This is a genomic window from Cognatiyoonia sp. (assembly GCF_965661665.1).
Lineage (GTDB): Bacteria > Pseudomonadota > Alphaproteobacteria > Rhodobacterales > Rhodobacteraceae > Cognatiyoonia.
The window spans coordinates 130,519-136,210 of record NZ_CBFIEO010000004.1; the positions used below are offsets into that span (position 1 = coordinate 130,519).

A 5,692-nucleotide genomic window follows, 5' to 3' on the forward strand; every position below is an offset into this window, starting at 1 on the left:
GCCAAATTCGAAAGACGCTGAAAAGGCAGCAGCGAAGTGACCCAATCATCTGACGTCATCCTTGAACGGATGATGGCGCTGCATCCGAAGATCATTGACCTGACGCTCGACAGGGTTTGGGCCCTGTTGGAGCGGTTGGACAACCCACAGGACAAGCTGCCCCCTGTTATTCACATTGCGGGTACGAATGGCAAAGGCTCTACCCAAGCGATGATCCGCGCGGGGTTAGAGGCGACGGGCGCAAAGGTCCACGCCTACACATCACCGCATCTTGCCCGGTTTCATGAACGGATCAGGCTTGCTGGAAATTTGATTGAAGAGGCTCACCTCACCGACATACTCGACCGCTGCTATGCGGCCAATGATGGCGCATCAATCACATATTTTGAGATCACAACCGTTGCCGCGATACTGGCCTTCGCGGAAACCCCAGCTGACTACACACTATTGGAGGTTGGCCTTGGCGGGCGGTTAGATGCTACAAACGTGGTCCCCAAACCCGCACTCACGATGATCACGCCGGTCGACCTCGATCATCAACAATTCTTGGGAGAGACGATCGAGGAGATTGCGGGTGAAAAGGCGGGGATCATCAAGCGCGGCATCCCTTGCACAGTTGGGCCACAGCACGACGCTGCGATGGACGTCATTGAAGGGGTGGCGGCGAAACATGGGGCGCCGCTCCTTGCCTATGGCCAGCATTGGCATGTCTCGACCGAACGCGAACGGCTTATTTTCCAAGATGAGGATGGACTGCTTGATCTGCCTATGCCTGCCCTGCGCGGGCCGCATCAGGTTCAAAATGCAGGTCTCGCGACTGCAGGACTCCGCGCGCTGAGTCTAGGCGAAGCGGCTTGCGAAGCTGCGCTCATCAAACCTTATTGGCCTGCACGTATGGAAAAGATGACGACCGGCGCATTGGTTGATATGGCCAAACAGGCGGAGCTTTGGCTGGATGGCGGTCACAACCCCGCCGCTGGCCGCGCCTTGGCGGAAACGCTGAAAGGGCAACCTGCACGACCAACACACCTAATTTGCGGAATGCTCAACACCAAAGACATCTCTGGCTATCTGGAACCCCTGGCCGGCATCGCCGAAAACCTGACAGCAGTTTCCATTCCGGGGGAGGCGAATACCCTCTCCGCAGAAACGACGGCTGAAGCCGCGCAAGCGGTTGGTATGACGGCGACAACCGCCGACAGCGTTGAAGCCGCCATTCAGACAATTGTCGCAAAGGCGCCAAACGCGCGGGTGCTCATCTGCGGATCGCTCTACCTCGCAGGCCATGTGATGCGCCTTAACGCCACGTCAACCTAATCAAATTTCAAAATCGACGAATCAGCCCATTGACGGCGAATCAGTGATGCAGCTAGATTCGACGCAACCGAAGCGCAGTGCGCTTTGCCTGGGTCTGGCAGGGCGAGGGGGCAGGCACCAGCCTGTCCTTTTGTCGTTTAGGGGGTCGTCGCCCAATCTTTCGACTGCATTTCACGCAATCGGCTGGCAGTCCGTTCAAATTCAAAGGTCCCTTCCCCTTCGATATAGAGCATTTCCGACTGAGCGGCGGCAGAGCAGATGAGCTTGATCTTGGCTTCATAGAGCGCGTCGATCAGGGTCACAAAACGCTTTGCCTCATTGAAATTTTGACGTGACAGTCGCGGGATGTCTTCCAGCATCAGAACCCGCACCGATTGGGCCAGCATCAAATAATCCCCCGCGCCAAGGGGTTTGCCGCACAGATCAAAGAACTTGGCACGCGCGACGCTGTTGTGAAAACGCGGGATCACAACCTTCCTCCCTTTCACGTGTAGGGTCAACGCTGCCTCCTCCCCACCCGTTAAATCCTGCCAGATTTGATTGAGTGCGGCGGTGGCCGTTGCGCCAAGGGGGGAAAAATAGGTCTGCGCCCCTTCCAAACGACCTTGGCGGTAATCCTGATCGCTCGCCAATTCATGGATCACCAGTTTTTCCGACAGCAGATCAATGAACGGCACAAAGAGCTGCCGATTGAGGCCATCCTTATAAAGGTCCGTTGGCGGACGGTTCGACGTGGTCACGATCACAACGCCAGCATCAGAAAGCCCCTCAAACAAACGGCCAACAATCATCGCGTCGGTGATATCGGTGATCTGCACTTCGTCGAACGCAAGAAACCGCAACCGATCCGCCAGCTTTTGCACGACGGGCTTGATAGCATCATCAACGCCCATCTTTCGGACTTCTGCCATCTCCCCATGCACCCATTGCATGAACGCATGAAAATGCCAGCGTTCTTTCTCAACTGTCACATTCTCGAACAGCAAATCCATCAACATGGACTTCCCGCGACCTACACCGCCCCACATGTAAAGCCCCTTGATCGGCTCAGGTTTGCGCGCGAAAAGCCCCTTTTTCACGGGTTTGGACAGGTCGGTGAGGATACGGTCAAGCTCAGGCATGACATCACGCTGCGCCGGATCACCGGTCAACCGACCCGCGTCTATTTCAGCGTCATATGCAGCCTCGATGCTCATCCTCTTCGCATACGATGCGCGGCTGGCTTTGGGAAGTCAGGATCGCCTCATTGACATTCGGTGGCGCGCGCGACCAACTGATGGCATGAGAAAAGAAGCCAAACTCATGTCGCCAGTGCTGATTGCCGGTTGCCTGATCATCATGACAGGCTTCGCGATCCGCGCCTCTTTCGGGGTCTTCCAGATCCCGATTGCGGATGAGTTTGGCTGGGCTCGGGCTGAATTCAGCCTCGCCATCGCGATCCAGAACTTGGCTTGGGGCATAGGCCAACCGATCTTTGGCGCCATTGCTGAGAAGATCGGTGACCGGAAGGCGATCATTTTGGGCGCATTGGCCTATGCGACTGGGCTCTTGCTCTCTGCCGGGGCGACGTCACCGATTGCACACCAAGCCTACGAAGTGCTCGTCGGCTTCGGGATCGCAGGCACCGGCTTTGGGGTCATTCTGGCCGTCGTAGGTCGTGCGGCATCAGATGAAAACCGGTCGATGGCACTGGCGATTAGCAACAGCTGCGGGATCGCTGGGACAAGTGATCGGGGCACCGATTGCGGAAATATTGCTAGGCTTCATGACATGGCAAATGGTTTTCGTCGCATTTGCCGCCGCGATTATTGCCGTGCTCATGGTCCTACCGATGATGCGCAGCCCAGATCCGGTAAGCAAAGCCGAGCTTGAAGAAAGCATGGGTGAAATCCTCACCCGCGCGTTCAAGGACCCATCTTACACACTCATCTTTCTTGGCTTCTTTTCCTGCGGCTACCAATTGGCCTTCATTACAGCCCATTTCCCTGCATTCGTGACAGAGGTTTGCGGACCCATCGCATCGGGCAGTATTTTGGCGGGCCTTGGCATCACAACGACAAGCGCTTTGGGCGCGGTGGCGATCTCCCTTATCGGGTTGGCGAATATCGCGGGTACGCTTTTGGCGGGTTGGGCCGGCAAGCGGTATTCAAAGAAATATCTGCTGGCGGGCATATACGCGAGCCGGACGTTGGTCGCGTTTGTCTTCATCATCACTCCGATGACACCTGCAACAGTGATCATCTTCTCACTCACCATGGGCGCTCTTTGGCTCGCGACGGTACCCCTGACCTCCGGCCTCGTCGCGCATCTTTACGGCTTGCGCTACATGGGAACGCTTTATGGCATCGTCTTTTTTTCCCATCAGCTTGGGTCGTTCATGGGCGTATGGCTGGGTGGAAAGCTCTATGACATTTATGGCAGCTATGACGCCGTGTGGTGGGTTGGCATCGCAGTGGGGGCGTTCAGCGCGATTGTGCATTTGCCGATCAAAGAAAACCGGACGCCGCAGCCCGCATAATTCTAATGATGGATCTGGCTCCGCAAAGCGGCCATCAGTTCATAACTATAGGTGTTCGGTAGAGCATACCCTGCCCCATCAATAACGTCCTGAAACGCGGACCTGTTCCACTTGGCCAATGTCCCGACTGATGAGACCGGAATGACCGCATCCGCCCCACCCCAGACAGCAAAAATGGGAATATTCCGTTGCGCGATCGCGCGATGCTCAGCTTCCTGCCGATCCGATAGAAGACCCCGACGACTGGCCAGAACCGAGGGCAGAACCCCTACCGATCAAGTTGCGCCAATTAATGCTCCTTCAGGCCTGGCACGTCCAAAACGCTTTCGTCTGATTGAAGGGCACGTTTCGTTCAAGGGCCTGCAAAAGCGGCGAAGACGAGACTTCCAAGCGGCCCGGTCTTTCGACAGAACTGACCGAACCCGCTCTCCTCCGTTTTGATACCGGCGGAGGCCACCAAAAACAACCGATCCACACTATACAGGTTTGCCGCCGCAAACGCCGTCGCAATCGACCCGCCCATGGAATAGCCGGCCAGCGATCATCCTGTCCAACGTCTTGGTCCGCCAAAAGCTCTTCCAGCTGCTTCACAAAATGCGCGGCGTCTTGCGGGCAATCGTAAGCGTCGGAATATCCCCGGCCATAAAGGTCATATGTCAGAACCCGAAACTCAAAAGCTACAAATCCACGCGCCAGTTCGTCCCACACCATCGACGGCGTTGTGAGGCCATGGATCGCGACCAAAACCGGCTCGCGCACCGGTCCGTGCCATCTGTAATGCGTCACGCCTTGCGACAGATGCGCAAATGATCCGGGGGCGTCTTATAGCTGTCGTCAACCTCAGCGCGGGCATTCTCTTGCCACCATGCCGCGAGGGCGACAGCGCCTAAGGCCAAGATAATCAGGATGAGTGCGTTCACTTGGCGGTCTGATACAAAATAGGAAACCAATCTTCACGCAAACGCTCACCCGCCGACAAGCCATGTCCCGGAAACGGGGGCGAAGTGCGCCCCGGCCGCTCAACATAGCGCGCGTCATCGCCCACCCAACGCAAAGACAGCGCCCGCCGCCGATCTTGCGTCGCGTTCCCACGTGCGCCATGCGCAGTTTTGTAGTCAAACAAAACAGCATCCCCCGGCTCCATCGCCCATTCGAGAATGGTCGTATCATCGGGGCTCGCGTCAGGATCCGGCACAGGCGTCCAATCCTGATCGCCGTCGTAGAAGTCACTATCGTCTGACCAACTCACGGGCCGCACCAGTTTGGCCCATTTGTGCGATCCGGCGATGAAGCGGAGCGATGCATCTTTCACCGGATCAAGCGGGATCCAAATGCTGACCGTCTGCATGCCCTCGACAAAGTAATAGGGCGCATCTTGGTGCCACGGTGTTGGCTTCGGTGTTCCCGGCTCCTTCACCAGCACATGGTCGTGAAAAAACTGCGCGGTCTGGCTGCGCATCGCGCGGGCGGCCAGCTCTGCTGCGGGGCTGTTCCGCGCGACATCCTCAAACGCGGCGATCCGTGTCCAGTTGCAGTAATCGTCGAAAAAGCGGCCCTCGCTGACGTCATTCTCTGATGCGTACTCACCCGGGGCGTCCATATTCTCCGCCACGCCTTCGGCCATGCGGTCGATCCAGTCGTCAAAGACTCCGCGCACGACGACGGCACCATCCCGCTGGAAATCATCGATTTGGTCTTTCGTGATCATCGGGCGTTCCAGGCATCAAGGATGTAGCGGCAGGCCATCAGGTCGAGGTGGGCGCCACCGCCATTCTTGAAGAGAGAGATTTCCTCTGCATTTTGCCGTTCAAACCTATCGATATTGTAAAAATCGGCGACAATGTCATCTCGACTTAT

5 protein-coding genes and 1 pseudogene are annotated in these 5,692 nt (G+C 56.9%); 2 read left to right on the forward strand and 4 right to left on the reverse strand.

Annotated features, from left to right (window positions below; translation table 11 throughout):
* Positions 1–36: 36 nt before the first annotated feature.
* A complete protein-coding gene (locus ACTF5F_RS04060; protein WP_438955602.1) occupies positions 37–1,317 on the forward strand; it encodes a bifunctional folylpolyglutamate synthase/dihydrofolate synthase in 1,281 nt (426 codons plus the stop codon).
* 137 nt (positions 1,318–1,454) lie between these two features.
* Here the strand turns inward: ACTF5F_RS04060 and zapE are convergent, their stop codons facing one another.
* Positions 1,455–2,513 carry a cell division protein ZapE gene (zapE, locus tag ACTF5F_RS04065; RefSeq protein WP_438955603.1) on the reverse strand — a complete coding sequence of 353 codons (1,059 nt, stop codon included), beginning with the start codon at positions 2,511–2,513 and terminating at the stop codon, positions 1,455–1,457.
* Positions 2,514–2,598: 85 nt separating this feature from the next.
* Between zapE and ACTF5F_RS04070 the strand changes: the two are divergent.
* A pseudogene (locus ACTF5F_RS04070) lies at positions 2,599–3,835 on the forward strand (MFS transporter).
* Positions 3,836–4,617: 782 nt separating this feature from the next.
* Here the strand turns inward: ACTF5F_RS04070 and ACTF5F_RS04075 are convergent.
* The 3 genes from ACTF5F_RS04075 to ACTF5F_RS04085 are packed head-to-tail and all read right to left on the reverse strand — an operon-like array spanning position 4,618 to position 5,692.
* Entirely contained in the window at positions 4,618–4,755 is a 138-nt protein-coding gene (locus tag ACTF5F_RS04075) for a hypothetical protein (protein ID WP_438955604.1), read from the reverse strand.
* Complete coding sequence (locus tag ACTF5F_RS04080; protein ID WP_438955640.1) at positions 4,752–5,555, reverse strand: phytanoyl-CoA dioxygenase family protein; 804 nt, start codon at positions 5,553–5,555, stop codon at positions 4,752–4,754. Before ACTF5F_RS04080 ends, ACTF5F_RS04075 begins: the two co-directional genes overlap by 4 nt.
* Positions 5,540–5,692: a hypothetical protein gene (locus tag ACTF5F_RS04085; protein ID WP_438955641.1), complete on the reverse strand. Its 153-nt coding sequence runs from the start codon at positions 5,690–5,692 to the stop codon at positions 5,540–5,542. Before ACTF5F_RS04085 ends, ACTF5F_RS04080 begins: the two co-directional genes overlap by 16 nt.